A 2,944-nucleotide genomic window follows, 5' to 3' on the forward strand; every position below is an offset into this window, starting at 1 on the left:
GGACCACTTTCAGGGGGCTACTCCAATGAAGAGAAGCCGTTTCAGCGAAGAGCAGATCATTGGCATTCTGAAGGAACACCAGGCGGGCATGAGCGCGTCGGATCTGTGCCGCAAGCAACGGGATCAGCGATGCGACCTTGTACAACTAGCGACGCAAGTACGGCGGCATGGAGGTCGCCGATGCGAAGCGGCTTAAGGCGCTCGAGGCCGAGAGTGCGTAAGCGCGATGGCGCGACCCTATGCGGCGAGGCTTGACGGCTGGGCGTGCCGCCAAGGCATGAGGCCCTCGATGCGGGATCTGGGGTGGCCGTCGAGGATGGCTCGGAGGGTGTCGGCGAGGTAGTCGACGGGGTTCACGCCCGACAGCTTGTAGGTGGCGACGAGCGAGGCGAGCATGGCCCAGTTCTCGGCGCCGATCTCGTTTCCGGCGAAGAGAGCGTTCTTTCGGGTCAGCGCGATCGGGCGGATCTGGTTCTCGACCGGATTGGTGTCGAGCTCGAGGGTGCCATCGTCGAGGAAGCGGATCAGGCCGGCCCAGTGCGCGAGGGTGTAGCGGATATCCTCGGCCAGCAGGGACTTCTGCGAGATGCGCGAGAGCTGGGCCTCCAGCCATGGTTTGAGCGCGGCGATGATGGGGGCGGCGTGCTCGCGCCGGGCGGCGAGGCGGTCGGCGGGAGCCTGGCCGCGCACAGTCTTCTCGATCTGATACAGCAACGCGATCTGGCGCAGCACCTCCTCGGCGATGGGCGAGCCCTGGCTCTCGAAGCGTTTGACGAAGCGGCGGCGGACATGGGTCCAGCAATAGACCAGCTGCCACGGGCCCTCGTCACGCGTGATCTCGGTCAGCGCGTTGTAGGATTGGTAGGCGTCAAATTGCAGGAACCGGCCACGGTATCCGGCCAGGAATCTCAGCGGATGCTGCTTCCCCCGGCCGGGGGCGTAGTGGAACAGCACGATGGGCGGGCCGGCACCGCCATGACCACGGTCGTCGGACACGACGGCCCAGAAGTAGCCGCTCTTGGTGGCCTTACGGCCCGGGTCCAGAACCGGAGCGCGCGTCTCATCGACGAAGATCCGGTCGGCACCACGCAGATGGGCCTTCATGTGGTCGATCACGGGCATCAGGTGGAAGCAGGCGTGACCGACCCAATTGCCGAGCGTGCCGCGGTTGAGGCTGAGCCCCTGCCGCTCGAAGATCCCCGCCTGGCGGTAAAACGGAAGGTGGTCGCCGAACTTGGACACGATGATCCATGCGATCAGCCGTTCGGTCGGCAGCCCGCCAGGCACGACGTGCTCGGGCGCATGGGCCTGCACCACGGCCTTCGAACAGCGGCGACAGGCGTATCTCGGGCGCCGCGTCACCAGAACCTGGAACTGCGCCGGGATCACGTCGAGCCGCTCGGATATATCTTCGCCGATCCGGGCCATCTCCCCACAGCCGCAGGGGCAAAGGGTGCTGGCAGGCTCGATCACGCGCTCGACCCGGGGCAGATCCGGTGGCAGATGCCCGCGGTTGCGCGCGGGCTTGCGAGGTTCTTCCCGGCGCGCCCGGGCAAGCGCGGCCTCTGCCTTCTCCTGCGCGGCCGCGAGAACGCCCTGGGCCAGTTCGGCATCCTCGAGCGGCAGATTGAACTGGTCCGGCGACAGCTTCTCGGAACTCTTGCCGAAGCGCTCGCGCTGCGATGCGCGCAAGATGCCCTCCAGCCGCCGGTTGGCCTCCTGCACCTCGAGCAGGGCCGCCTCAACCTCGGTGAGGCGTGCCTTCAGATGAGCATTCTCGCGGCTGAGGGCATCGGCATCCATGCCTCGGAGTGAATCACGCTGACGCGGTTCTGGCCAGCAAAAACAGGCGCTTCCCGTGCGTCCGCCCACTCATCCTGCGACCAGCGGCCGCCGCGTCCGTTCCGGTCGCACCAGCCGCCAGTCCAGCCCTTCAAACAGCGCCGCCAGCTGCGCCGAGGACATCCGCATCACCTCGTCCCGCACCTGCGGCCAGACGAACTTGCCGCCCTCAAGCCGCTTGTGAACCAGCACCATCCCGGTCTGGTCCCACACCAGCAGCTTGTTCCTGTCCGCCCGTTTCGAGCGGAACACGAAGACCGCCCCACAGAACGGATCGAGCCCGAACATCTCCTGCACCGCCAGCGCAAGACCGTCGATCCCCTTGCGGAAGTCCACTGGGCGCGTCGCCACGTAGACCTTCACCGGCCCTCCCAGACCGAGCATCATGACGCCGCCGCTCGCACCGCCCGGATCGACCGCGTCAGCAGGACCTCATCGGCGTCGGCCCCGACGCGGATCACGACATCGCCGACAACGATCTCCACGCCGGTGGTGACCTCCGTCTCTGCCGGCATCTCCGCTGCGGCGCCCTCGACGACTAGCTCGGCGAACATCGGCAGGGCCGCCACGCTCTCGGGCACGACAAGCTGACCCGTCCGCAGCTTCTTCCGCCAGTCATAGACCTGCCAGCGCGTCGTCCCGTGCCGCCGCGCGACATCCGCCACCGAAGCCCCCGGCACCAGGCTCTCCGCCGCGATCCGCGCCCGCTCCGCCTTCATGCGCCGACGTCGCCCGGTCGGCCCCTCGATCACCTCCAGCCGTGAAACCTCACCACCCGAGGAGCCATCCAAATGGACGCCCACTTTGCCGCCTCGTTCCAACCCAACGCCTCCGACGCTCATGCGCACGGAGAATGACACGGTCAGATCAGAAGCGGCAGGAGGGGATCAGCGTCGCGCTTACGTTCAGCAAGAACCGCGACCGGCTGCCGACGACTGACATGTCGCGCAAGGTCATGACCGCGATCTTGGCGCAGCCTTGAGTTAGGCCGCTGCTGTCGGACGAGCACTTCTCGGTCGACGGAACCCTGGTCAAGTCTTGGGCGTCCATGAAAAGCTTCCAGCCAACGGATGACGGTAAGCGTCCGGTCAGGCCGCCTTAT

The 2,944-nt window shown here is 66.7% G+C and carries 3 protein-coding genes and 2 pseudogenes; 2 read left to right on the forward strand and 3 right to left on the reverse strand.

The features are described from left to right. Window positions 1-25: 25 nt before the first annotated feature. Window positions 26-218 (forward strand): annotated as a pseudogene (locus EP376_RS22490) (transposase); the annotation flags it as partial. 19 nt (window positions 219-237) lie between these two features. Here EP376_RS22490 and tnpC read toward each other — a convergent pair. The 3 genes from tnpC to tnpA form a co-directional block, all read right to left on the reverse strand. Beyond that, complete coding sequence (tnpC, locus tag EP376_RS22495) at window positions 238-1,803, reverse strand: IS66 family transposase (RefSeq protein ID WP_127657706.1); 1,566 nt, start codon at window positions 1,801-1,803, stop codon at window positions 238-240. A gap of 69 nt (window positions 1,804-1,872) precedes the next feature. Beyond that, on the reverse strand, window positions 1,873-2,226 hold the full coding sequence (tnpB, locus tag EP376_RS22500; RefSeq protein WP_127657707.1) for an IS66 family insertion sequence element accessory protein TnpB: 354 nt from the start codon (window positions 2,224-2,226) through the stop codon (window positions 1,873-1,875). After that, window positions 2,226-2,645 carry an IS66-like element accessory protein TnpA gene (gene tnpA, locus EP376_RS22505; protein WP_203331149.1) on the reverse strand — a complete coding sequence of 140 codons (420 nt, stop codon included), beginning with the start codon at window positions 2,643-2,645 and terminating at the stop codon, window positions 2,226-2,228. Before tnpA ends, tnpB begins: the two co-directional genes overlap by 1 nt. 89 nt (window positions 2,646-2,734) lie before the next feature. Between tnpA and EP376_RS22510 the strand changes: the two are divergent. Beyond that, window positions 2,735-2,944, forward strand: a pseudogene (locus tag EP376_RS22510) (IS5/IS1182 family transposase); the annotation flags it as partial.

Origin of the sequence: Alexandriicola marinus (genome assembly GCF_004000435.1) — a bacterium.
GTDB classification, from domain to species: Bacteria; Pseudomonadota; Alphaproteobacteria; order Rhodobacterales; family Rhodobacteraceae; genus Alexandriicola; species Alexandriicola marinus.

Coding starts and splice junctions, on each gene's coding strand:
- tnpC (WP_127657706.1), bottom strand. CDS start 1,803: ATGGATGCCGATGCCCTCAGCCGCGAGAATGCTCATCTGAAGGCACGC.
- tnpB (WP_127657707.1), bottom strand. CDS start 2,226: ATGCTCGGTCTGGGAGGGCCGGTGAAGGTCTACGTGGCGACGCGCCCA.